Genomic DNA, 23,585 nt, shown 5'->3' on the forward strand with positions numbered 1-23,585 from the left:
ATACTTATTAAAAAATTTCAAAACAAAAGGAGGTAAAAAAATGTTATTAATTTTATGGTTCAACCAGATAGGAATAAAGGATATTCCAATTGTAGGCGGTAAAAATGCATCTTTAGGAGAAATGTTAAGAAATCTTACACCAAAAGGCATTAATATTCCAGATGGATTCGCAGTCACTGCAGAAGCCTATAAATACTTTATAAAATCAAATAATCTTGAAGAACCTTTGAAAGAAATTCTTTCTACTTTGGACAAATCAAATCTTGAAGAACTTAAAAATAAAGGTAAAAAAATAAGAAAACTCATTCTTCAGGGTAAAATGCCTGAAGATTTGAAGCAGGCAATTATTAAAGCTTACAAGGAAATGGAGGAAAAATATGGAAAAGATGTTGATGTGGCAGTTCGTTCAAGCGCAACAGCTGAAGACCTTCCTGATGCATCCTTTGCAGGACAACAGGAGACCTATTTAAACATTAGAGGTGCTCAAAATGTGGTAGAAGCAGTGCAAAAATGTTTCGCTTCACTTTTTACAGACAGAGCAATTTCATACAGAATTGACAAGGGTTTTGATCATTTTTCAGTATACCTTTCAGCAGCTGTTCAAAAAATGGTTCGTTCTGACAAAGCCTCCTCTGGAGTAATGTTTACTCTTGATACAGAAACAGGATTTAAGGATGTGGTATATATTACAGGCTCATGGGGATTAGGTGAGTACGTTGTTCAGGGTATAGTAAACCCAGATGAATTTTATGTTTTTAAACCCACATTAAAAGAAGGATACAGAGCAATAATATCGAAAAAAATTGGAGCAAAGCAGCAAAAACTAATATATGGAGAAAATTCTAAAAAACCTACAAAAGGTGTAAAAACAACTCTTGAAGAAAGACAAAATTTTGTATTAAACGATGATGAAATTTTAACCCTTGCTAAATGGGCAGTAATGATAGAAGAACACTATGGAAAACCAATGGATATAGAATGGGCAAAAGACGGAGATGGAATCTCAGCGGGAACTGGACAGCTTTTTATTGTTCAGGCAAGACCAGAAACAGTTCATTCTTTAAAGAGAGAAAACTTTTACGAAGTTTATGAACTTAAAGGACAAGGAACTGTGCTTTGCACAGGACTCGCTATAGGAAACAAGATAGGTCAGGGTAACGCCTGTATAATAAAAGAACCTTCCCAGATTCATCTCTTTAAACAAGGTCAGGTTCTTGTTACAGATATGACAGATCCGGACTGGGAACCAATAATGAAGGCTGCTGGCGCAATTGTTACAAATCGTGGAGGAAGAACATGTCATGCTGCCATAGTATCCCGTGAACTTGGCATTCCATGCGTTGTAGGTACAGGAAATGCTACAGAAGTGATAAAGAATAATGAACCAATAACCATTGATTGTTCCAAGGGCGAGGAAGGAAAGGTCCTTCAGGGGATTATTCCCTATAAAGTAAAAAGAATTGACCTTACAATTTTACCAAACACTAAAACGAAGATCATGATGAATGTAGGAATTCCTGAGCAGGCTTTTACTCAAGGTCAAATTCCCTGTGATGGTGTAGGACTCGCAAGAATTGAATTTATAATAAGCTCTCATATAGGAGTCCATCCCTTGGCATTAATTGAGTATCCAAAACTAAAAGAATCCACAGATGCTAAAATTTTAAAAGTTGTTAAAGAAATAGAAAAAAGAACACCAATGTATGAAAACAAGCCAGATTTTTATGTTGACAAACTTGCCCAGGGAATTGCAATGATTGGCGCAGCATTTTATCCAAAGGACGTTATTGTTAGATTTTCAGATTTTAAAACAAATGAATACGCTGGTCTTATTGGTGGTTGGCTTTATGAACCTGTTGAATCAAATCCTATGATTGGATGGCGCGGAGCAAGTAGATACTATGATCCAAAATTTGAACCTGCCTTTGCTCTTGAATGCCTTGCAATCAAAAAAGTTAGAGAGGAAATGGGATTAAAAAATGTAAAGGTAATGATTCCTTTTTGTAGAACTGTTGAGGAAGGCAAAAAAGTTATTGAAGTAATGAGAAAACACGGACTTACTCAGGGACAAGAGGGGCTGGAAGTATATGTAATGTGTGAGATTCCAAGTAATGTAATTCTTGCAGAGGAGTTTGCAAAAATATTTGATGGATTTTCAATTGGTTCAAATGATTTGACCCAGCTCACACTTGGACTTGACAGAGACAGTGCATTAGTTTCTCATATTTATGATGAAAGAAATGAAGCTGTAAAAAGACTTGTAAAACAGGTAATTGAAACAGCGAAAAAATACGGTAGAAAAATTGGAATATGTGGACAGGCACCAAGCGATTTTCCAGAGTTTGCCGAGTTTTTAGTTGAATGTGGAATAGACTCTATAAGTCTAATTCCAGACACGGTTCTTAAAACAAAGCTTCTTGTAGCAGAAAAAGAAAAACAGTTAAAAAATAAATATTGACAAAATTTTTCAGATTTTGTATGCTTAATTTATCAATAGTTACCCTCCTGAAGGGTTGAGTATTTTATAAAAGTGAAAAAAATCCTTAAAAAATCCATAATTGAGGTAATGTAATGGAAAACAATAATATTCCGATTTCTATTTCTGAACTAAAACAGAAAAAAATTTCTGAACTTATGGAGATGGCAACTGCTCTTCACATTGAAAATGCCACCTCTATGAAAAAACAGGACCTTATTTTCGCAATACTTCAGAGTCAGATTGAAAAAATTGGAACTGTTTATGGTTCAGGGGTGCTTGAAATTCTTCCTGATGGATTTGGTTTTTTAAGAAGTCCTGATTACAGTTATCTGCCAAGTCCTGATGACATTTATGTATCTCCATCACAGATTAGAAAATTTGGCTTAAGAACAGGAGACCTCATTACAGGCCAGATAAGACCTCCAAAGGAAAATGAAAGATACTTTGCTCTCCTTAAGGTTGAAACAATTAATGGTAAGCAGGTTGAAGAAATCATTAACAGACCTCTTTTTGATAACCTAACTCCATATTATCCCACTAAAAAAATTAATCTTGAATATGATCCAGCGGATTATTCTACAAGAGTTATGGATTTACTCACCCCTGTTGGAAAAGGTCAGCGCGGATTAATTGTTGCTGCTCCAAGAACAGGTAAAACAATGCTACTTCAGTCAATTGCAAAGGCAATAAAGAAGAATCATCCTGAGATATATTTAATTATCTTGCTTATTGATGAAAGACCAGAAGAAGTTACTGACTGGCGCAGACAGGTTACAGGCGCAGAAATAATAAGCTCTACTTTTGATGAGCCTGCTCAGAGACACTGTCAGGTTTCAGAAATGGTTATAGAAAGAGCAAAAAGACTTGTAGAAGAAGGGATTGATGTTGTAATATTACTTGATAGTTTGACAAGACTTGCAAGGGCATACAATGCTATTACCCCAGCTTCTGGAAAAGTTCTCTCTGGAGGGCTGGAGGCAACCGCTCTTCAGAAGCCAAAAAGATTTTTTGGTACAGCAAGAAATATTGAAGAAGGCGGTTCTTTAACAGTAATTGCCACAGCACTTGTTGAAACCGGAAGCAGAATGGATGATGTTATTTTCGAAGAATTTAAAGGCACTGGCAATATGGAAGTTCACCTTGACAGAAAACTTGCTGATAAAAGAATTTTCCCGAGCATTGATATTGGTGCTTCTGGTACAAGAAAGGAAGAACTTCTTGTGCCTCCTGATGTTTTAAATAAAGTGTGGATTTTAAGAAAGGTATTAAGTACGTTAAGTCCTATTGAAGCAATGGAGTTTTTACTGAGCAAACTCAAAGGAACAAAATCCAATAAAGAATTTCTTGAGATGATGAACAAATGATGAAAACAGAAAACTACTGTTTTGTCTGTGGAAAGCAAAATCCGAAAGGTTTGAAAGCGGTTTTTAACCATGTTAATGGAAAATCTTACACAGAAATTATTCTTGAACAAGAGTATCAGGGTTACAGTGGAATAATTCATGGTGGGATTATTGCAGCGCTTCTTGATGAAGCCTGTGTTTATGCTGCAAATTCTTTAGGATTTAATACAGTTACAGCAGAGTTAAAAATAAGATTTAAAAATCCTGCAGCACCAAAAGAAAAATTGATTGTACAGGCAGAGGCAAATCATGTAAAATCAAAACTAATTGAAGCAAAAGCATGGATAAAAGATAAGCAAAATAAAATTATAGCAGAAGCAGAAGGAAAGTTAATAATAAAGGAAAAGACAAAGTGATTATAAGATTTTACAGAAAAAGTGCTTTATCAACCTATCAAACAATCCAACTTCTTAATCGTATACACTCAGAAATCTCTACTGAGATTAAAAATATTGAAACAGAATTTTGTTATAATCTTCTGATAACTGAAGAGCTTTCGAAGGATGAATTAGCTATCCTTAGATGGCTTTTATCTGAGACCTTTGAGCCAGAGAATTTTTCAGAAAAAAGCTTCCTCAGTCCAGACAATGGGATGATATTTGAAGTAGGACCCAGACTTAATTTTTCAACTGCCTGGTCAACATGTGCTGTTTCTGTGTGTCACAGCATCGGAATAAAAAAAATTCAGAGAATAGAGCGTTCACGAAGATATAAACTTACTCCTACAGTTCCGAATTTTTCTGAAGAGGCTTTTTTAAACATGATTCATGATAGAATGGTTGAATGTCCATATCCAGAACCCTTGAAAGACTTCTGTCACGGAATAACTACAAAACCTGTAAGAGAAGTGCCTGTCTTAGAAAAGGGAAGAAAAGCACTTGAAGAAATAAATAACGAACTTGGTTTTGGCTGGGATGAATGGGATATAGAGTTTTATTTAAAACTTTTTAGAGATAAATTAAAAAGAAATCCAACTGATGTAGAATGTTTTGATCTTGCCCAATCAAATAGTGAACATTCAAGACACTGGTTTTTTAGAGGAATTTTAATTATTGATGGTAAACCCGTAGAACGCTCACTTTTTGATATAGTTAAAGAGCCCTTACAGAGAAATCCAAAAAATTCTGTAATAGCCTTTAAAGACAACTCAAGCGCTATATATGGAGCAAAAATAAGTTATCTAAAGCCTGAAAAACCTATAAAACCTTCAAAATTCAAAATAGAAAAAAATCTTTATCATTTAATTTTTACTGCAGAAACCCACAATTTTCCAACTGGAGTGGCTCCATTTCCAGGTGCTGAAACAGGAACTGGTGGCAGAATCCGTGATGTTCATGCAACTGGTAAAGGTGCTTTGCCGATTGCAGGAACTGCTGCTTATTGTGTAGGAAATCTTCAAATTCCAGGATATGAGCTTCCCTGGGAGGATAAAACTTTTCAGTATCCCGTAAATCTTGCAAAACCTCTTCAGATTGAAATTGAAGCAAGTAATGGTGCTTCTGACTACGGGAATAAATTTGGTGAACCTGTGATTGCTGGATTTACTCGTTCTTTTGGGATGAGAATGCCTCATGGAGAAAGAATTGAATGGATAAAACCAATAATGTTCACTGGTGGAATTGGTCAGATAATGGATATACATAAAGAAAAGGACCCACCTCAAAAGGGAATGTATGTTGTAAAAATTGGTGGTCCTGCATACAGAATTGGGATAGGTGGTGGAGCTGCTTCTTCTGTTTTATCAGGACAACTTAGTGAAGATCTTGACTTCAATGCTGTTCAGCGTGGGGATGCTGAAATGGAAAATAAACTCAACAGAGTTGTCCGTGCCTGTGTTGAACTTGGAAGCAAAAATCCTATTGTAAGCATTCATGATCAGGGTGCTGGTGGAAACTGTAATGTTGTAAAGGAACTCGTTTATCCTGAAGGAGCAAAGATTGATATAAGAAAAGTTATTCTTGGAGATGAAACTCTTTCAGTTCTTGAAATATGGGGAGCTGAATATCAGGAAAATGATGCATTGTTAATAAAAAAAGAAAATGCTAACCTTTTTAAAACTCTTTGTGAAAGGGAAAGGCTTCCCTGGTCAATTATTGGAGAAGTAACAGGAGATGGGAAACTTATTGTTTATGACAGCAAGGATGGTCAGATTGCTGTAAACTTTGACCTTAAAGATGTTCTTGGAGAAATTCCAAAAAAAGAATTTAAACTTACCCGAGTTGAAAGAAAACTTGAACCCTTAATACTCCCTGAAAATTTAACAATTCATGAAGCTCTGGATAGGGTTTTGAGAGTTCTTTCTGTTGGTTCAAAAAGATTTTTAACAAATAAAGTGGACCGCTCAGTTACAGGCCTTATTGTGAGACAGCAGTGTGCTGGTCCTGTTCAGCTCACTGTTTCTGATGTATGCGTAGTTGCTCAAAGTTATTTTGATAAAACAGGGATAGCCCATGCAATTGGAGAGCAACCTATAAAAGGACTTATAAATCCAGAGGCAATGGCAAGACTTTCAGTAACTGAGGCACTTACAAATATTGTATGGGCAAAAATTACAAGCCTTGAAGACATAAAATGTTCAGCTAACTGGATGTGGGCAGCAAAACTTCCTGGTGAAGGGGTGCGTCTCTACAGAGCTGCTCAGGCAATGGCAGAACTAATGATAAAACTCGGCATTGCTATTGATGGAGGCAAAGATTCTCTTTCAATGGCTGCAAAGATAAAAACAAATGAGACAGTTGAAGTCGTCAAATCTCCTGGATCTCTTGTAATTTCAGCATATGCTCCCTGTCCTGATATAAACAAGGTAATAACTCCTGATATAAAACATCCAGGGGAAAGCGTAATTCTTTTTATTGACCTGAGTCCTGGCAAAAAAAGACTGGGTGGTAGTGCTTTAGCTCAATGTTTTAACCAGATTGGCAGTGAATGTCCTGATCTTGAAGATCCTGCGCTTTTAAAAAGAGCTTTTCAAGTAGTCCAGAATTTAATTGATAAAAACCTGATACTTTCAGGCCACGACCGCTCAGATGGAGGTCTGATTGTAACTTTGCTTGAGATGGCTTTTTCAGGCAGTGCAGGTTTATTAATAGAAGTAAATTCTTCTGAGCTTGAAATTGAAAAAAATCTGTTTCTTATTTCAGAACTTTTCAATGAAGAACCAGGGGTTGCTATAGAAGTTGATCTTAAAAAACTCAAAAAAGTAAAAGAAATACTTGCTGAACAAAATCTTCCCCATTATGAGATTGCAAAAACCATAAAAGAAGACAGAATCATTATCAAGCAAGAAAACAAAATTGTCTTTGATAAGCCCATGACCAAACTAAGAGATCTCTGGGAAGAAACAAGTCATAGAATTGATATGCTCCAGGCAAATCCTGAATGTGTAAAAGAAGAAAAAAGAGTAATTTATTCAAGAACTGCACCAAGATATACAATAAGCTTCAAACCAGAAAGCACTCCAGTACTGCTGCTTAAAAAAAAGGTAAAGCCTCCTGTTGCTATAATTCGTGAAGAAGGAAGCAATGGAGACAGAGAAATGGCAGCAGCTTTTTATATGGCAGGATTTGAACCATGGGATGTGTGTATGCAGGATTTGATAGATAGAAAGATTTCACTTAGGCAATTTAAGGGAGTTGCTTTTGTTGGAGGATTTAGCTTTGCTGATGTTCTTGACTCTGCTAAAGGATGGGCAGGCTGTATCAAGTTCTCTCATCTTAGAAAAGAGTTTGAAGAATTTTATATGCGTCCTGATACATTTAGCCTGGGAGTTTGCAATGGATGTCAGCTTATGGCACTTCTTGGATGGGTTCCATGGTATGGAATTGAACAAAATCAACAACCCCGTTTTATATGGAATAAATCTGGAAGATTTGAATCCAGATGGGTGAGCATTAAAATCCTGCCTTCTCCATCAATTATGCTCAGTGGCATGGAAGACTCAGTGCTTGGAGTATGGATAGCTCATGGAGAAGGAAGAGCCTATTTCCCTGATGAAAAAATTCTGAATAAAGTAATTGAGAAAAATCTTGCCCCTCTTCGTTATGTTGATGATGATGGAAATATTACAGAAACCTATCCATTTAATCCAAATGGTTCCCCTTTAGGAATAACCGCATTATGCACTGAAGATGGTAGGCATCTTGCGATGATGCCTCATCCAGAGAGAGCTTTTTTACTGTGGCAATGGCCATGGATACCGGAGAAATGGAAAAAATCTATAAAAGCATCTCCGTGGTTAAAAATTTTCCAGAATGCAAGAAGGTGGTGTGATGGGAATGCATAAATTGTTAAAAAACAAAATTACTGAAGCAATTAAAAAACTTGGCTTGTCAGAAATTGATCCTGAAATAGAAATTCCTAAAAATGAAGAATTTGGTGATTTAAGCAGTCCTGTAGCGATGGAGCTTGCAAAACAGTTGAAAAGACCTCCAAAAGAAATTGCTGAAAAATTAATCTCTTTAATAGATAAAGCTTTATTTGAAAACATTGAAATTGCAGGAGCTGGGTTTATAAATTTCAGATTTAAAAAGGATTTTATTTTTTCTGAGCTTGAAAGTCTCTTGAATGAAGGTGAAAGATTTTTAACTCAGGATATAGGAAAAGGGAAAAAAGTTCAAATAGAATTTGTCAGCGCAAATCCCACAGGACCTCTTCATCTTGGACATGGAAGAGGAGCAGCACTGGGCAGTGCTCTGGCAAATATTCTCAGAGAAGCTGGATATAATGTTTCCACTGAATACTACATTAATGACGCTGGCAGACAGGTAGAACTTCTTGGTTTGAGTGTTTATGTTGCTTTGCAAAAATTTTTTGGAAAACAAATGCCCATGCCTGAAGAATGTTATAAAGGCGATTACATAAATGAGATTGCAAAAGAAATCTACGAACTTTACGGTAATAGCTTAAAAAATAAAAGCTTTGAAGAAGTTGGTGATTTTTTAATTGATTTTTCCTATAAAAAAATACTCAATGAAATCAAAAAAGACCTTGAAGACTTTGGAATAAATTTTAACAACTGGGTTAGTGAAAGAAAACTTTATCATACAGGTGAGGTTCAAAGAGCAATCCTCAAGCTTAAAGAACTTGGATTTATTTATGAAAAAGATGGAGCTCTGTGGTTTCGCTCAACAGCTTTTGGTGATGACAAAGACAGAGTTGTTGTAAAAAGTGATGGAACATATACATATTTTGCCTCTGACATTGCCTATCATAAAAACAAAATTGAAAGAGGATTTGATGAGCTTATAAACATCTGGGGTGCTGACCATCATGGATATATATCAAGAGTAAAGGCTGCTGTGCAGGCATTGGGAATGAGTGCCTCTCAAATTAAAATACTTCTTGTTCAGATGGTAAACTTGCTCAGGCAAGGAAAGCCTGTTCAGATGTCAAAAAGAGCAGGAACATTTGTTACTTTAAGAGAAGTTATGGATGAAATTGGAGCTGATACCACACGCTTCATATTTCTTACACGTAAATCTGACAGTCACCTGGAGTTTGATATAGAAGTTGCAAAAAAACAATCACAGGAAAATCCTGTTTACTATGTTCAATATGCTCATGCAAGAATTAACAGCATTTTTGAAAAAGCTCAACTCAACCCTCAAAAGTTTTATCCAGAATTGTTCAATGAAGATGAGCTTAGAATCATAAAAAAATTGCTTCTTTATCCGATGATTTTTGAACTATCTGTTCAAATGAGAGAGCCTCATAGAATAACCTTTTATTTACAGGAGCTTGCTGCACTGTTTCACAGTTATTATCATAAATACAGAGTTATTTCTGAAGATGCAAAACTAACAGAAACAAGGCTTAGTCTTTGTAAAGCTGTAATGCTTGTTTTAAAACACGGATTGAGAATGCTTGGAGTGAAAGCTCCTCAGAAGATGTAAAATTAGCTGAATTTAATAGCATCAGCCAGTTTTACAATCTTAGCCATAAATCCAACATCGTGAACTCTCACAATATTCGCTCCATTTATAACTGATACTGCCACAGCTGAGGCTGTTCCTTCAAGTCTTTTTTCAGGGGAGCTTTCATTTAAAACATACCCAATAAAACTTTTTCTTGATACTCCTATAAGTATTGGTTTGCCTAATTTAGAAAATTCTTTGAGATTTTTTAATATTTGAAGATTGTGCTGAGGTAATTTGCCAAATCCAATACCAGGATCAATAATTATCATATTTTCATCAACTCCTGCCTGTTTTGCGATTACTATGGAGTTTCTCAGATATTCTATAATTTCTGGTATTAAAGCCTCATAATGAGGATTCTTTTGCATATCTCTTGGAGTTCCTTTTATATGCATAATGACCACTGGAACTTTGTATCTGCTGACAACTTTTGCCATTTCTGGATCAAATCTTAAACCACTTATATCATTCACAATTGTTGCTCCTGCCTCGATTGCTTTCTCTGCAACCTTAGCTTTGTATGTATCAATTGAAATAGGGATAGAGATTTTCTTTGAAAGAGCCTCTATTATTGGAATAACTCTTTTTAATTCTTCATCAATACTTACAGGTTCTGCTCCAGGACGGGTTGATTCTCCGCCAATATCAATTATATCAGCACCTTCTTCAACCATTCTTAGAGCATGATCAATAGCATTTTGAAAGCTCAGATATCTACCCCCATCAAAAAAAGAATCAGGAGTAACATTGAGAATTCCCATTATGTAAGTTTTTTTGAGGAAATCAAACTCAAAATTATGAAACTTGAGCTTCATTGAGCTTTATAATTTCGTCTATTTCTGAAGCTTCCAGAGTTTCTCTTTCAAGCAAAGCTTGAGCAATTGCATCAAGAAGTTTTCTGTTTTTTTCAATTAATTGTTTGGTTTCACTATAAGCCTCTGTTACAATTCTTTTGGTTTCCTCATCTATCTCCTCAGCAGTTTTGTCAGAGTAGTCTCTGTGTTTTGCAATTTCTCTTCCAAGAAATACATGTTCTTCTCTTTTACCAAAGGTAAGAGGTCCCATTCTATCACTCATTCCCCACTCTGTAACCATCTTTCGAGCAAGTTCTGTAGCTCTTTCAAGGTCATTCCCAGCTCCTGTTGTCATTGTTTGAAGAGCTATCTCTTCTGCAACTCTTCCTCCAAGAAGAACCTTAAGCGTGCCATAAAGATATTCTTTTGAATAGGTATAGCGGTCATCAAGTGGAAGCTGTTGAGTGACTCCCAGTGCTCTTCCTCTTGGAATTATACTAACCTTATGAATTGGATCAGTCTGAGGAGTAAGTTTTGCTACAAGAGCATGTCCTGCTTCATGATAGGCTGTAATTTTTCGCTCCTGTTCACTTAAAACCATACTCTTTCTTTCCACACCCATTAAAACTTTGTCCTTAGCTGACTCAAAATCATTCATGCTGACAGCGTCACTATTTTTTCTTGCTGCTAATAAAGCCGCTTCATTCACTAAATTTGCAAGGTCTGCACCAGAGAATCCTGGAGTTCCTCTTGCAATTTTTTCAAGATCCACATCCTGTGCAAGTGGAATTTTTTTTGTGTGAACTTTCAGTATCTCAAGCCTTCCCTTTACATCTGGAAGAGGCACAACAATTTGACGGTCAAATCTTCCTGGCCGCAAAAGTGCTGGATCTAAAACATCAGGTCTGTTTGTTGCTGCAAGCACAATTATTCCTTCATTGCTCTCAAATCCATCCATCTCTACAAGAAGTTGATTGAGTGTTTGTTCTCTTTCGTCATGCCCACCGCCAAGACCTGCTCCTCTCTGTCTTCCAACTGCATCAATTTCATCAATAAATACAATGCATGGAGAATTTTTCTTTGCCTGATCAAAAAGATCACGAACTCTACTTGCTCCAACTCCAACAAACATCTCTACAAAATCTGAGCCTGAAATTGAGAAAAAGGGAACTCCAGCTTCTCCTGCAATTGCCTTTGCAAGAAGAGTTTTTCCTGTTCCTGGAGAACCAACAAGAAGAATACCCTTGGGAATTTTTGCTCCAAGTTTAATATATTTTTGAGGATTGGTAAGAAAATCAACAATTTCTTTTACCTCTTCTTTTACTTCTTCAATTCCTGCAACATCTGAAAAGGTCACCTTAACTGATTTATTGGAGATCATTTTTGCTCTTGCCTTACCAAAGGACATGGCACGAGAGCTTCCAGCCTGCATCTGCTTCATAAACATAATCCATAAAAATACGAGGAAAATTACAGGACCCCATGAAAGCAAAAAATTAATATACCAGGGGGTTTGTTCTGGTGGCTTTACAGAAATTTTTACACTGTGAGAAGAAAGTTCTTTTATAAGATCAGGATAATTTATGTAATAAGTTTTAAACTGAGAGCCATCTTTAAGTTTTCCTGTTATAGTATTGTCCTTGATTAAAACTTCATCTACTTCAGAATTCTGCAGTTTCATAAGAAACTCAGAAAATATTATTTCTTTTTCATTTTTTTGAGGGACATTGAAAAAATTAAAAAGCGCAATAATAGAAATACCTATTATCAACCAAATCAGAAAAGTTTTTAGTGATCCCTTTGTCTGTCCATTCATAAATTAATTTTAACTTAAAATAAATACAAAAGTAAAAACTTAAGTTAAAAATGAAGATGAAAAAATAGGCTGATATTTTTTAAAATATGCTTATGCTTAGATTTCTCACAGCTGGAGAATCACACGGTAAAGGACTTATAGGCATTGTTGAGGGAATGCCTGCAGGAGTATACATTTCAAAAGAAGAAATTGATATGGAACTTAAGCGAAGACAAATGGGCTACGGTAGAGGTGGAAGAATGAAAATAGAATCTGATGAAGTTGAAATCTTGTCTGGAATAAGATGGGGGAAAACACTTGGTTCACCAATTGCATTTTTCATTAAAAATCGTGATTGGGAAAACTGGAAAGAAGCAATGAATCCTGATAAAGCTTTTGAAAACTCTCATCCTTGTGTTACAAAACCAAGACCAGGTCATGCTGATCTGGCAGGTTTTATTAAGTATCAACATAGTGATATCAGAAATGTTCTGGAACGCTCCTCTGCAAGAGAAACTGCTATGAGAGTTGCTGTTGGCGCGTTAGCAAAACAGTTTCTGAAAATTTTCGATATAAAAATAGGTAGTTTTGTTACAGGAATTGGACCAGTTTGTCAAGAACTACAAACAGCTTATTTAAATGAAAAGCAATTGTTAGAGCTTTCAGTCTTATCAGAGGACTCTCCAGTTAGATGTCCCTGGAAAGACACAGAAGAAAAATTTATAAATGTCATTGATCAGGCAATAAAAAATGGAGACAGTGTTGGTGGTTGTTTTGTTGTATTTGCTACAGGTGTTCCAGTAGGACTTGGAAGTTATGTGCACTGGGATAGGAAACTTGACTCAAGAATAGCTATGGGAATTATGAGTATTCAGGCTATAAAAGCAGTTGAGATTGGCGATGGAGTAATAGTGGGTAAAAAATTTGGCTCAGAAGTTATGGACGAAATTTTTTTTGATGATTTTTTTTACAGAAAAACAAATCACATGGGTGGGATTGAAGGAGGAGTTTCAAATGGAATGCCTGTAATTGTAAAGGCTACTATGAAACCGATCCCTACTTTAAGAAAACCTTTAAAATCTGTTGATGTCTTTACTAAGGAGGTTTCTTTAGCATCATATGAAAGAAGTGACATATGTGCTGTGCCTGCTGCAGCTGTTATTGGAGAGGCTGTTTTAGCATGGCACATTGCAGAAGCTTTCCTGGAAAAATTTGGTGGTGACAGTCTTCAGGAAATAGAAAGCAATTTTTATTACTATCAAAAACAAATAAAGGAAATTAAAAGATGAAGCTGATAGGGTTATTAATAGGTTTGATATTATTTATTTTTCTTCCAAGTGACAGTCTCTCTCAGCTTTCCTCCTTAGAGTATCTCATTGAAGGTAAGAAATCTCTTAATTCAGGACAGTTTCAAAAAGCAGAGCAGTATCTGACAAAAGCCATTCCTGAATTTAAAGAAATAGGCGATTATATATTGCTGTGGCGTGCAAAGGCTTATAAAAATATGAATAAATATGAAGAAGCATTGAAAGATCTGGAAGAATTAAAGAAAAATTATCCCCAATCACCTCTTATTAAAGAAACGATGAAAGAGGAGATTGAAATTGCAAAAATTCTTAATTTACCAGAACTTGAAAAACTCTATCAGTCCTTTATCAATGAATATCCTGAGGAAATAAAAATTAAATTTGAATATGGAATTTATCTTAAAAATCATAAAAAAGTTGAACAGGCAAAAAGGATATTTAAAGAAATTTTCACAACTGCTTCAGCTTTTGCTGATCAGGCAGAGAGAGAGCTTTCTGATGAAGATATAACTGTAGATGATTTGATAAAGAAAGCTAAGGCTTTAAATAACGCATATCAATTTAAAAATGCAGAAAAATATCTTAAAAAAGCTCTTTTTAAAGCAAATTATCAAAAATCAGAGATTCTTTCATTGTTTGGATACTGTCTTTTTATGCAGAAAAGATATTCTGAAGCAGCAGATATCTTTAAAAACTCTGGCGAGCTTTACTGGAGAGCAAGAGCACTGCTCAGAGCAAGAGATTATAATACTTTTGAAAGAGAGCTGGCAAATTACATAAAATCAGCAGATCAGAGATTTGTAGATGTTCTTATAAATTATGCAAACATTAAAAGAAGAGCTGGTGAATATGATAAAGCAATAAAAATTCTCAATATGGCTATTAACAAATATCCTGCTCAAAAAGAAAATGCCATGTGGTTTTTAGCCTGGAATTACTATCTTATGGAAGAATATGATAAAGCAAAAAAAATTCTTCAGCAACTTTGCTCTTCTTATGGTAAGCTCAAGTATATTTACTGGCTTGAAAAAATAAATGAAATAAATGGGACTGTACCTGTAAAACATTATGTTGTGCCCTTTCAGCCTGGAGATATTTATTCATATTTTTTTTATATGAAAGGGAAAGTATCCTCCATCTCTGAATCCAAATCAGTTAATTATCAATTAATCCTTCCAAAAAGAGTTGACCTATTGCTTAAAGCAGGATTTAAAGATGAAGCCTTAAAAGAAGTTAAAGCGCTATTAAAGAACAACAGAGATATTGAAAACATTCCTTTGTTCTGTAAAATTCTTTATGAATTAGGAGATTATTCCACATCAGTAAGGCTTATCTCAAAGATTTCAGACAAATTTAATTTTCCTGAACTTTTATATCCGCAGGCTTACAAAGATATTGTTTTAAAAGTTACAGAGAGATTGGATATTAATCCTTATTTGATATTTGCAATAATGAGAGAAGAATCACGTTTTGACAGTTTTGCTCACTCGCCTGCTGGAGCTCTTGGATTGATGCAACTTATGCCAGAGACTGCAAAAAAACATGGTAAAAAAATAGGTATCATGCTAAAAAAAGATTCTGAACTATTTGAACCTGAAAAAAACATATTAATCGGTAGCTTTTATTTTAAAAATCTAATTGAAGAATTTAAAAATCCAGTGCTGGCTATTGCTGCATACAATGCAGGAGAGAATGCTGTGCAGGCATGGCTAAAAGATAACTCTTATAAGGATATTGATGAATTCTTAGAAGATATCCCATATGCTGAAACAAAAGCTTATGTTCAGAGAGTTGTTGTTTCATATTTTGAATATCTTAGAATTAACAAGGCTTTGACACAAGAAAGTGTTTTAAAAATAATAAAAATAAAAGGAGGCACTCCATGATTGAAGAAAAGATTGTATCAGCCCTTGAAAAAATTAGAATTCTTAAACAGGAAAAAGAAGATTTGCAGAAAAAAGTAAACACATTGGAAGAAGTTTTAAAAACAAAAAATCAGGAAATTGAAAATTTACTTTCAGAAAGAGAAGCAATAAAAAAACAAATAGAAGAGCTTCTTAAAGAGCTTGACTTAGAAGCAGATGCATAAAACAGAAGTTTATATACTGGGACAGAAATATACAATAAAAGGAGAAAAACCGCCTGAATATATTCAAACACTGGCTAAGTATGTTGATGAAAAATTGAGAAAAGTTTATGAGCAAAACTCTAACATGCCTCCTTTGAGGGCAGCCATCCTTGCCTGTCTTTATATTGCTGATGAACTTTATGAAACAAAAAAACAATGTGAGGAAACAAAACAACAGCTAAAAAAACTTGAGGAAAAAACCAATGAATTACTTCTTCTTCTTGGCTAAATGCTTCTTCTTCGATCAATTGCATATCTTTTTTCTTTTTGTTTTTTTGCAATAGATTTCATTGTGGAGGCAACTTCAGCCATCTCACTGAAATGCCTGAAGTTTCTGTATTTATTAGAAGTTATCCCAACAGAAATTGTCATAATAGGATAAAATCGTGTTTTCCCTTCTCTGTCAACTGATTCAATATAACCTTTTTTAAGGTCTTCTTCATCATAAAAGTTTTTAACAACGCTGTCAAAGATTTCTATTATTTTTTGTGTTGTTTCTTCAATTTTTTCAGGATCCATTATATAAATAAAATCATCACCTCCTATATGTCCAACAAAACTTCCATTTGGTTGTTCAGCTCTAACAATATTAAGAATAAGTCTTCCAAGAAGTTTTATTACTTCATCACCCCTTGAGAAACCGTATTTATCATTGAAAGGCTTGAAATTGTCTAAATCTGCATAGGCGAGAGCAAAAACATCTCCTCTATTAAGCCTCTTTTGAATCTCCTTTTGTATAACAAGATTACCTGGAAGCTTTGTCAGAGGATTTGTAGCTATAACTTTTTCTATTCTTTCAAAACAAAGTTTAATTCTCATGATTAAATCTATTTTTAGGTTGTCAACTCTTATATAGTCATCTACAAGAAAATTTTGCCAGTCTTCAATGTAAAAATCAGGTGGAACTATTGCTATCACATTCATTGATACAAAAATAGGATCATCCTTTAAATTATTTATTATTGAAATTTCTATTTTTGGGTCATTAACTGCTTCTATAACAACCAGATCAGGAATTTCATCATATATTATCTGAAGAGCCTCGTTTATATCTTGAAAGTAATAAATTTCATCTGGTAAAGGAAAAAAGATTTTTTCTACAACTTTTTTGATTTCCTTATTTTTTAAAATAACAATGATTTTTCTACTCATCAGAAAGGAAAATTTCTCCTGAAGTAGTAATAGGCTCCTCAGCTTCTTTAAATATTTCTAAAATTTCATCTGATTTAAAATTTAAAATTTCCCATGCAAAAGGATGAACAGAAGGCACAAAAATTTCTCCTGAATATCCCACTCCTCTTGCCAGAGCAAGTATGTTTGATATATGAACAATAGCAGTTTCCACCTGAAACTTTTCAGCCAGTTGAGGTCTGTGATGATACATTATTGGTTCTATCAATTTTTGGGGAAATTTCCATTTTTTAGCAATAATTCCTCCAACTTCTGCATGAGTTAAGCCAAAGTATTGTCTTTCAATTTCGTATAAAAAACTCGCTTTTTCCTGAGCAGAATTAATTATTTTCATGTATTCATCTTTAAATGCCATTATAAATATAACCTTGCCAATGTCGTGCAAAAGTGCTCCTATTGAGATTTCCTCTGGAGCTTGTAATTGTCTTTTCATTGCGATAATTCTTGCAAATATGGCTGTTGAAAGGGAGTGTTCCCATAGTCCTATCATGTTTTTTTGCATTATCTCAAAGACTGAAACTCCAAGAAGAAGCCCTTTTACAGCATTCAATCCAAGAATTACCATTGCATGACTTACGGAAGATATTCTTCCAGGAAACCCATAAACTGGAGAATTAACCATCTTAAGAACTCTTGCAGTTAGAGTTGGATCAGAAGAAACAAAATCAGTTATTTTTTGCAGTGATACTCTTGGGTCTTCTATAACTGATAAAATCTTTTTCAAAATTGGAGGGATTGTGGGAAGGCTTTCTATTTTTTCAATTTTTGCAATTACATCTTGAGTATTCATTTATAAAGTTCCTCAATGTGACTCTTCAGAATTGTTTTTATCAACAGAGTATACGAATCAGTCGCCTTTTTAAATCTTTCTTCAATTTCTTTAAAAACTTCTTCTTTAGGTGGCATTTCTTTTTTGCCTTCAACATATAAAAAATCTATATTCATCATAAAGAGCCTATCTATGAGAGCCTCAGTTAACTCTTTACCAGCAGGCACTACAACCATACCTGCTTCATTAACTATGTCTTTTAAAATTTTCATCCCTGGCTTTGCTTTATTAATAGAAATTTTTATCATTGTGTTTAATTATAACTTAAATATCCAGCTTTATGTGTAATTCCTTCAATTGCCTTATATCAACCTCTGAAGGTGCTTCACTCAGTGGACAGAAAGCTTTCTGAGTTTTTGGAAAAGCTATAACATCTCTCAAAGAACTCGCTCCTGTCATAAGCATAACAAGTCTATCAAGCCCTAAAGCTATTCCTCCGTGTGGAGGTGCTCCATATCGTAAAGCTTCTACAAAAAATCCAAATCTCTTTTTAACTTCTTCATCTGAGATACCAAGTATCTTGAATATGTGCTGCTGAAGCTCTGATTTATGAATTCTAATACTTCCACCACCAAGCTCATAGCCATTAAGAACAATATCATAGGCTTTTGCTTTTATATCTTTTACAGAACTCCGGGGGTCACAAAAAGCCTCATAAGACATTTTTAAAAGTTTTTCAATATCTTCATCCTTAGGAGATGTAAAGGGATGATGCATGCTTACAAATCTTTTTTCCTCCTCACTCCATTCAAACAAAGGAAAATCAACTATCCACGCAAAGCAAAATCCTTCTCTTTTTATTTGAGCTTTATCAGCAATTTCAAGCCTGAGTCTTCCTAAGACCTCATTAGCTACTGAATTTGTATCAGCGACAAAAAGCATCAGGTCTCCCTGGTCTGCACCTACTTTTTTAGCAATTTCTTTAAGAGTTTCCTCGGAGAAAAATTTGACAATTGGAGATTCAAATCCCTGTTTAACCTTAATCCATGCAAGTCCTTTTGCACCAAAAGACTGAGCCAAAGCTACGAGTTTATCTATTTCACTACGAGAGGCTGACGCAAATCCCTTTGCACATATCGCCTTTACAGCTCCACCTTTTAAAGCTGCATCAAGAAAGACTTTAAATTGACAGTCTTTTACAAGCTCCTTTACATCGTAAATTTCCATACCAAATCTTAAGTCCGGTTTATCTGTGCCATATCTATTCATTGCTTCTTCATAAGTAAGTCTTCTGAAAGGTATTTCAATTTCAACAGATAGAACTTCTTTAAAACATTTAAAAAGCATTTCTTCAACGATATTTAAAATATCCTCGATCTCAACAAAAGACATCTCAAGGTCAATCTGAGTAAATTCTGGCTGACGGTCTGCTCTCAAGTCTTCATCTCTAAAGCAACGGACAATTTGAAAGTATCTGTCAAATCCTGACATCATAAGAATCTGTTTAAAAAGCTGAGGTGATTGAGGAAGAGCATAAAATGTTCCTGGATTAAGTCTGCTTGGAACAAGAAAATCTCTTGCCCCCTCTGGTGTAGACTTTGTAAGCATTGGTGTTTCTATCTCAAGAAATCCCTGAGCATCAAGAAAATTTCTTATTGACATTGTTACTTTGTGTCTTATAAAAAAGTTTCTCTGCATTTCTGCTCTGCGAAGGTCAAGATAACGATATTTTAATCTTAGAAGTTCTGTTGTCTCCGATGCCTCATCAAGCTGAAATGGTAAAGGCTTTGAAGTAGATAAAATCTCAAACTCTGAAGCCCAGAGCTCCACATTGCCTGTAATAAGATCTGGATTTTCAGTTCCTTCTGGTCTTCTTCTCAGAATACCTTTTACAGAGATAACATACTCAGTTCTTAAATTATGAGCTTTTTTATGTGTTTGCGGGGAAATTTCAGGACTGAACACTACTTGGATGATTCCTGTTCTATCACGAAGATCAATAAAAATTAATCCACCGTGATCTCTTCTCCGAAAAACCCATCCGCATAGTCTCAATTCACTGCCAATTTCTTCTTCTTTAACTTCAGCACAGTATTTATCGCGAAACATTTCTCCTCCTCGGAATTGATTTCATAAATTTTTATTATAGCAAAACAAATATATCCAATAAAAATCGGATACTGCTATTTAAAATTGCCATTTGAAAATTACTGTCTTGAGCGACTGCAGCGTTTTTTAGTAACAGTTCTTAACGAAGCTAAGTGTGCACATCCGCCTTTCGTTCAAGAACTCTCTCAAAAGGAGTTTTTACCTTTTTCTTGACACCGTGTTGTCCTTGCATCCCTTGTGGGTGCGAAAAGGAATCTGTTTAGGAGAAAGCACGCATATGAGCGGTTACTAAGATATCCCATTTTGAATAGATTTTTATATGAGGCAATTCGAGTATTTGACTAAAATGAACTAATTTAATTATACTTTTAAATTATGCGAACGAAATTTTGCGTTGCCAACTGGAAAATGCATAAAACTGTTAAGGAAGCATTAGCATTTCTTCAAGATTTTATTCCATTAGTTGATGAAATAAATGATAGAGAAATCGGCATTGCTCCTACATTTGTATGCCTTGAAAGTATTGGAAATGCATTAAAAGATACAAATATAAAGCTCTGTGCACAAAATGTCTTTTATGAAAAAAAAGGAGCTTATACAGGCGAGATTTCTCCAATTATGCTTAAGGATTTAAATGTTGAATATGTTATTATTGGTCACTCTGAAAGAAGAAAGTATTTTTATGAAACAGATGAAATAATAAATCGTAAAATTAAAGCTTGCATTGATGAAAAATTAAATGTAATTTTCTGTATTGGTGAAACAATTGAAGAAAGACAATCAAATAAAACCTTTGATGTTTTAAAAAGACAGATAGAAAAAGGTCTTGAAAATATTAACAATCCTGATGCTCTGGTTTTAGCCTATGAGCCTGTATGGGCAATTGGCACAGGTATGGTAGCTTCTCAGGCTCAGATTGAAGAAGCCCATGCATTTATTCGCTCTCAATTAAAGGAACTTTATTATGAAAAGGCTGATATGATTAGAATACTTTATGGTGGAAGTGTGACTCCTGAGAATATTTACTCTATAATGAATACAGAAAATGTTGATGGTGTTTTAGTTGGTGGAGCAAGCCTTGATCCTGTAAAATTTGCCAGAATTGTAAGATATGAAGAACAAAGGAGGAATGAATGAAAACACTACTTTTAACTTTTCATATAATATTGTGTATTGTTATGATTGCTGTTGTATTGCTTCACAGAGGCAAAGGGGCAGAACTAGGACCTGCTTTTGGAGGAGGTTCATCTCAAACGCTTTTTGGACCAAGAGGTGCAACTACATTTCTCAATAAAATAGCAACAATTGTAGCTGTGTTGTTTATGCTTTCATCATTCTTTCTGACTTATATTACTACAAAATCAAAGTCTATTGTGTCGGATGTAAAGGTTCCAGTTCAAACTCAGCCAGCACAACCGCCTTCAGGAGAACAACCTCAACAAAAATAAATGATAAAAAAATATTGTAACGTTGTTGTCTTTATAATATTGCTTTTTATTTTTTCTTGTGAAAAAGCTCCTAATATAAAAGAACCCTTTTCATTAACCTCTGCTTCATCAGCAGATGCAAAAAGACTTCTTCCTCTTTTTGCCTCAGATTCTGCAAGCGCTGACATAAGTGGAAAGATTTTTAATGGACTTACAAAGTATGATAAAAATTTAAACATAGTTGGAGACCTTGCTGAAAGCTGGACAATATCAAAGGATGGTAAAGAAATAATTTTCCATTTACGAAAAGGAATTAAATGGCATGATGGAGTAGAATTTTCAGCAGATGATGTTGTTTTTACATACAAAGCTATCACTGACCCCAAAAATCCTACACCTTACAGCAGCACTTACGGTCCTGTAAAAGAAGTTAAAGCTCTTGATAAATATACTGTAAAAGTAGTTTATGAAAAACCATTTGCACCTGCACTGGAATCCTGGGGAATGGGAATACTGCCAAAACATTTACTTGAAGGCAAAAACTTATTTAATTCACCATTAAACAGAATGCCTATTGGAACAGGACCATACAAAATGAAAGAATGGATAACAGGACAAATAGTAGTTCTTGAAAGAAACAACAGTTATTATGAAGGCAAACCTTTCTTTGAAAAATTTATCACAAGAATAATCCCAGATCCTTCCACAATGTTTCTTGAATTAAGATTTGGTGGCATAGATTTTATGGGACTTAATCCTGCTCAGTATAAATATTATGGAGAAACCTCCTATTTTAAAAAATATTTCAATGTATACAGATATCCATCTTTTGGGTATACTTACATAGGCTACAATCTAAAAGATCCTTTATTTTCAAATAAAGGAGTGCGACAGGCAATTGCCTATGCAATAAATAAAAAAGAAATAATTGAAGGAGTTCTGCTGGGATTTGGCACGCCTTGTACAGGACCTTTTCCACCCTCATCCTGGGCATTCAATCCAAATGTAAAGGATTTTGAATACAATCCTGAAAAAGCAAGAAAAATTCTTTATGAAATTGGCTGGCGAACAGGCAGTGATGGAATTTTAATAAAAGATGGAAAAAGGTTCTCCTTTGTTTTACTCGTAAATCAGGGCAATGAAGCCAGGCTTAAGACTGCTCAAATACTAAAGGAACAACTTAAAAAAATAGGAATTGAGCTAAACATAAGAGTGCTTGAATGGCAAAGTTTTCTTGAACTTGTTACAAAAAGACAGTTTCAGGCAGTTCTGCTTGGCTGGTCTCTTTCCCGAGACCCTGATTTATATGATATTTTTCACTCCTCCAAAACAAAACCAGGAGAATTTAATTTCGTAAGTTATAGCAATAAAGAAGTAGATCACCTTATTGAGAAAGCAAGAGAAACTCTGGACAGACAAGAAAGAAAAAAACTTTACTGGAGAATTCATGAATTAATCACAGATGATCAACCTTATACATTTCTCTATGTACCTGATACGATAATTGCAGTAAACAAAAGAATAAAAGGAATTGAGCCAGCTCCTGCAGGAATATGGCATAATTATATTTTCTGGTATGTGCCAAAAAATCGCATGGATTGGTATAATTAAAATTATGAAACTTTTTAAAATGACAGTTTCAGTTATAATTTTTTTAGCTTTACTCTTAATTCCCTATATATCAAATGCTCAAAATGCTCTAACAAAGCTTGAAAATGCCTATAAAAATATAAATGATGCAAGAGGAAATTTCACTCAAACAAGCCATATCAAAGAACTGAATAAAACCCAGCAATTCAGAGGCAAATTTTTTATAAAGGGAGATAAAGTAAGATGGCAATATACTGGAGATTTCTCACAAACTATCTATCTCAATAACAAAACTCTCATTATCTATGACAAAAAAAGAAAACAGGCAATAATGAGTGAGTTTAGCGAAGAAAAATATGGTCAACTTCCACTGGCACTTCTTAGCAGAATGGCAAACTTAAAGAAAGATTTTGAAGTTAACGAAAAATCAGAAACCACTGTGATACTCATCCCAAAAAGCAAAATGGGCAATATAAAAAGCATTGAGATAACAATTGCAGAGGGCGATTTTCCGATAAAATCAATGAAACTAATAGATATGCTGTCTAATACAGTAAAAATTGATTTCAGCGATGTTAAAATAAATACCTCTCTCAAAAACTCTCTATTCAAATTTAGACCAAATAAAGATGATACAGTTTTAAAATATTAAAAAGTCCTATTCATCAGGAGGCATAA

Annotated in this window: 19 protein-coding genes; 13 read left to right on the forward strand and 6 right to left on the reverse strand. The window is 34.6% G+C overall.

The features are described from left to right. Positions 1 to 40 precede the first annotated feature (40 nt). The 5 genes from ppsA to argS all read left to right on the forward strand — a co-directional run bounded on the left by ppsA (position 41) and on the right by argS (position 9,773). On the forward strand, positions 41 to 2,458 hold the full coding sequence (ppsA, locus tag V4D31_RS04975) for a phosphoenolpyruvate synthase (RefSeq protein ID WP_353685362.1): 2,418 nt from the start codon (positions 41 to 43) through the stop codon (positions 2,456 to 2,458). Between the two features lie 134 nt (positions 2,459 to 2,592). After that, on the forward strand, positions 2,593 to 3,843 hold the full coding sequence (rho, locus tag V4D31_RS04980; RefSeq protein WP_353687089.1) for a transcription termination factor Rho: 1,251 nt from the start codon (positions 2,593 to 2,595) through the stop codon (positions 3,841 to 3,843). Then, positions 3,840 to 4,238 carry a PaaI family thioesterase gene (locus V4D31_RS04985; protein ID WP_353685363.1) on the forward strand — a complete coding sequence of 133 codons (399 nt, stop codon included), beginning with the start codon at positions 3,840 to 3,842 and terminating at the stop codon, positions 4,236 to 4,238. Before rho ends, V4D31_RS04985 begins: the two co-directional genes overlap by 4 nt. Continuing rightward, the gene (gene purL, locus V4D31_RS04990) at positions 4,235 to 8,164 is read left to right on the forward strand and encodes a phosphoribosylformylglycinamidine synthase (RefSeq protein ID WP_353685364.1); all 3,930 of its coding nucleotides are present in this window, start codon (positions 4,235 to 4,237) and stop codon (positions 8,162 to 8,164) included. The genes V4D31_RS04985 and purL overlap by 4 nt, the downstream gene beginning before the upstream one ends. Further along, positions 8,157 to 9,773, forward strand: coding sequence for an arginine--tRNA ligase (gene argS / locus V4D31_RS04995; protein ID WP_353685365.1), 1,617 nt, complete (start codon positions 8,157 to 8,159; stop codon positions 9,771 to 9,773). The genes purL and argS overlap by 8 nt, the downstream gene beginning before the upstream one ends. Positions 9,774 to 9,775: 2 nt before the next feature. Here argS and folP read toward each other — a convergent pair whose 3' ends face one another. Both folP and ftsH read right to left on the reverse strand, forming a co-directional pair. Next, complete coding sequence (gene folP / locus V4D31_RS05000; protein ID WP_353685366.1) at positions 9,776 to 10,612, reverse strand: dihydropteroate synthase; 837 nt, start codon at positions 10,610 to 10,612, stop codon at positions 9,776 to 9,778. Next, positions 10,593 to 12,407 (reverse strand): ATP-dependent zinc metalloprotease FtsH, encoded by a 1,815-nt coding sequence (gene ftsH, locus V4D31_RS05005; protein ID WP_353685367.1) that lies wholly within the window; start codon positions 12,405 to 12,407, stop codon positions 10,593 to 10,595. The genes folP and ftsH overlap by 20 nt, the downstream gene beginning before the upstream one ends. 92 nt (positions 12,408 to 12,499) lie before the next feature. Between ftsH and aroC the strand changes: the two genes are divergently transcribed. Genes aroC through V4D31_RS05025 form a run of 4 tightly spaced genes read left to right on the forward strand, consistent with a single transcriptional unit; the run spans position 12,500 to position 16,050 of the window. Further along, on the forward strand, positions 12,500 to 13,675 hold the full coding sequence (aroC, locus tag V4D31_RS05010; protein ID WP_353685368.1) for a chorismate synthase: 1,176 nt from the start codon (positions 12,500 to 12,502) through the stop codon (positions 13,673 to 13,675). Next, complete coding sequence (locus V4D31_RS05015) at positions 13,672 to 15,579, forward strand: transglycosylase SLT domain-containing protein (RefSeq protein ID WP_353685369.1); 1,908 nt, start codon at positions 13,672 to 13,674, stop codon at positions 15,577 to 15,579. Before aroC ends, V4D31_RS05015 begins: the two co-directional genes overlap by 4 nt. Next, on the forward strand, positions 15,576 to 15,782 hold the full coding sequence (zapB, locus tag V4D31_RS05020) for a cell division protein ZapB (RefSeq protein WP_353685370.1): 207 nt from the start codon (positions 15,576 to 15,578) through the stop codon (positions 15,780 to 15,782). The genes V4D31_RS05015 and zapB overlap by 4 nt, the downstream gene beginning before the upstream one ends. After that, on the forward strand, positions 15,775 to 16,050 hold the full coding sequence (locus tag V4D31_RS05025; protein ID WP_353685371.1) for a cell division protein ZapA: 276 nt from the start codon (positions 15,775 to 15,777) through the stop codon (positions 16,048 to 16,050). Before zapB ends, V4D31_RS05025 begins: the two co-directional genes overlap by 8 nt. On the opposite strand, the gene V4D31_RS05030 is transcribed toward V4D31_RS05025, so the two are convergent. Genes V4D31_RS05030 through aspS form a run of 4 tightly spaced genes read right to left on the reverse strand, consistent with a single transcriptional unit; the run spans position 16,047 to position 19,890 of the window. Beyond that, positions 16,047 to 16,973, reverse strand: coding sequence for a GGDEF domain-containing protein (locus V4D31_RS05030; RefSeq protein ID WP_353685372.1), 927 nt, complete (start codon positions 16,971 to 16,973; stop codon positions 16,047 to 16,049). The two genes, V4D31_RS05025 and V4D31_RS05030, sit on opposite strands and share 4 nt — an antisense overlap. Next, a complete protein-coding gene (locus V4D31_RS05035; RefSeq protein ID WP_353685373.1) occupies positions 16,966 to 17,802 on the reverse strand; it encodes an HDOD domain-containing protein in 837 nt (278 codons plus the stop codon). The genes V4D31_RS05030 and V4D31_RS05035 overlap by 8 nt, the downstream gene beginning before the upstream one ends. Continuing rightward, on the reverse strand, positions 17,799 to 18,089 hold the full coding sequence (locus V4D31_RS05040; RefSeq protein WP_353685374.1) for a hypothetical protein: 291 nt from the start codon (positions 18,087 to 18,089) through the stop codon (positions 17,799 to 17,801). Before V4D31_RS05040 ends, V4D31_RS05035 begins: the two co-directional genes overlap by 4 nt. Positions 18,090 to 18,105: 16 nt before the next feature. After that, positions 18,106 to 19,890: an aspartate--tRNA ligase gene (gene aspS, locus V4D31_RS05045; protein ID WP_353685375.1), complete on the reverse strand. Its 1,785-nt coding sequence runs from the start codon at positions 19,888 to 19,890 to the stop codon at positions 18,106 to 18,108. Positions 19,891 to 20,265: 375 nt separating this feature from the next. Here aspS and tpiA point away from each other — a divergent pair, with 375 nt between their 5' ends. Genes tpiA through V4D31_RS05065 form a run of 4 tightly spaced genes read left to right on the forward strand, consistent with a single transcriptional unit; the run spans position 20,266 to position 23,559 of the window. Beyond that, positions 20,266 to 21,027 carry a triose-phosphate isomerase gene (gene tpiA, locus V4D31_RS05050; RefSeq protein ID WP_353685376.1) on the forward strand — a complete coding sequence of 254 codons (762 nt, stop codon included), beginning with the start codon at positions 20,266 to 20,268 and terminating at the stop codon, positions 21,025 to 21,027. After that, entirely contained in the window at positions 21,024 to 21,338 is a 315-nt protein-coding gene (gene secG / locus V4D31_RS05055; RefSeq protein ID WP_353685377.1) for a preprotein translocase subunit SecG, read from the forward strand. The genes tpiA and secG overlap by 4 nt, the downstream gene beginning before the upstream one ends. 39 nt (positions 21,339 to 21,377) lie before the next feature. Next, on the forward strand, positions 21,378 to 22,928 hold the full coding sequence (locus V4D31_RS05060) for a peptide-binding protein (RefSeq protein ID WP_353685378.1): 1,551 nt from the start codon (positions 21,378 to 21,380) through the stop codon (positions 22,926 to 22,928). A 4-nt stretch (positions 22,929 to 22,932) separates the two neighbouring features. Beyond that, positions 22,933 to 23,559, forward strand: coding sequence for an outer membrane lipoprotein carrier protein LolA (locus V4D31_RS05065; RefSeq protein ID WP_353685379.1), 627 nt, complete (start codon positions 22,933 to 22,935; stop codon positions 23,557 to 23,559). The last annotated feature ends 26 nt before the right edge of the window (positions 23,560 to 23,585 follow it).

This window comes from Thermodesulfovibrio sp. 3462-1 (genome assembly GCF_040451425.1).
GTDB classification, from domain to species: domain Bacteria; phylum Nitrospirota; class Thermodesulfovibrionia; order Thermodesulfovibrionales; family Thermodesulfovibrionaceae; genus Thermodesulfovibrio; species Thermodesulfovibrio obliviosus.

What these genes read in the sequence shown, in the direction of transcription:
- ppsA (WP_353685362.1), top strand. Translation starts at nt 41, where the DNA reads ATGTTATTAATTTTATGGTTCAACCAGATAGGAATAAAGGATATTCCA.
- V4D31_RS04985 (WP_353685363.1), top strand. Translation starts at nt 3,840, where the DNA reads ATGATGAAAACAGAAAACTACTGTTTTGTCTGTGGAAAGCAAAATCCG.
- argS (WP_353685365.1), top strand. Translation starts at nt 8,157, where the DNA reads ATGCATAAATTGTTAAAAAACAAAATTACTGAAGCAATTAAAAAACTT.
- folP (WP_353685366.1), bottom strand. Translation starts at nt 10,612, where the DNA reads ATGAAGCTCAAGTTTCATAATTTTGAGTTTGATTTCCTCAAAAAAACT.
- ftsH (WP_353685367.1), bottom strand. Translation starts at nt 12,407, where the DNA reads ATGAATGGACAGACAAAGGGATCACTAAAAACTTTTCTGATTTGGTTG.
- aroC (WP_353685368.1), top strand. Translation starts at nt 12,500, where the DNA reads ATGCTTAGATTTCTCACAGCTGGAGAATCACACGGTAAAGGACTTATA.
- V4D31_RS05015 (WP_353685369.1), top strand. Translation starts at nt 13,672, where the DNA reads ATGAAGCTGATAGGGTTATTAATAGGTTTGATATTATTTATTTTTCTT.
- zapB (WP_353685370.1), top strand. Translation starts at nt 15,576, where the DNA reads ATGATTGAAGAAAAGATTGTATCAGCCCTTGAAAAAATTAGAATTCTT.
- V4D31_RS05025 (WP_353685371.1), top strand. Translation starts at nt 15,775, where the DNA reads ATGCATAAAACAGAAGTTTATATACTGGGACAGAAATATACAATAAAA.
- V4D31_RS05030 (WP_353685372.1), bottom strand. Translation starts at nt 16,973, where the DNA reads ATGAGTAGAAAAATCATTGTTATTTTAAAAAATAAGGAAATCAAAAAA.
- V4D31_RS05035 (WP_353685373.1), bottom strand. Translation starts at nt 17,802, where the DNA reads ATGAATACTCAAGATGTAATTGCAAAAATTGAAAAAATAGAAAGCCTT.
- V4D31_RS05040 (WP_353685374.1), bottom strand. Translation starts at nt 18,089, where the DNA reads ATGATAAAAATTTCTATTAATAAAGCAAAGCCAGGGATGAAAATTTTA.
- aspS (WP_353685375.1), bottom strand. Translation starts at nt 19,890, where the DNA reads ATGTTTCGCGATAAATACTGTGCTGAAGTTAAAGAAGAAGAAATTGGC.
- tpiA (WP_353685376.1), top strand. Translation starts at nt 20,266, where the DNA reads ATGCGAACGAAATTTTGCGTTGCCAACTGGAAAATGCATAAAACTGTT.
- secG (WP_353685377.1), top strand. Translation starts at nt 21,024, where the DNA reads ATGAAAACACTACTTTTAACTTTTCATATAATATTGTGTATTGTTATG.
- V4D31_RS05065 (WP_353685379.1), top strand. Translation starts at nt 22,933, where the DNA reads ATGAAACTTTTTAAAATGACAGTTTCAGTTATAATTTTTTTAGCTTTA.